The 201-nt window shown below is 40.3% G+C and carries 1 pseudogene; it reads left to right on the top strand.

The window, feature by feature from the left end:
- Window positions 1-8: 8 nt before the first annotated feature.
- A pseudogene (locus tag WA325_RS21405) lies at window positions 9-201 on the top strand (helix-turn-helix domain-containing protein); the annotation flags it as partial.

Raw genomic sequence — 201 nt, 5'->3', positions numbered from 1 at the left:
TTTTTTCTATGGGGACAAGAGTGAGTTATCCGGTTGAAGTTAAGCAGAAGGCTGTAGAAATGAGATTGGCAGGCGTGCCTATGAAAGAGATCATGGAGAAATTAAAAATTAAGAATAAGACACAGATTCAGACATGGGTTAGATGGCATAAGGCTGGGGATACACATCGATTTGAACAGCCTGTTGGTAAGCAATACACTT

The sequence above is a fragment of the Bacillus sp. 205(2023) genome (genome assembly GCF_037027485.1).
In the GTDB taxonomy this organism is placed as follows: domain Bacteria; phylum Bacillota; class Bacilli; order Bacillales; family Bacillaceae; genus Bacillus; species Bacillus halotolerans.
This window is presented reverse-complemented; position numbering and strand designations above follow the sequence as displayed.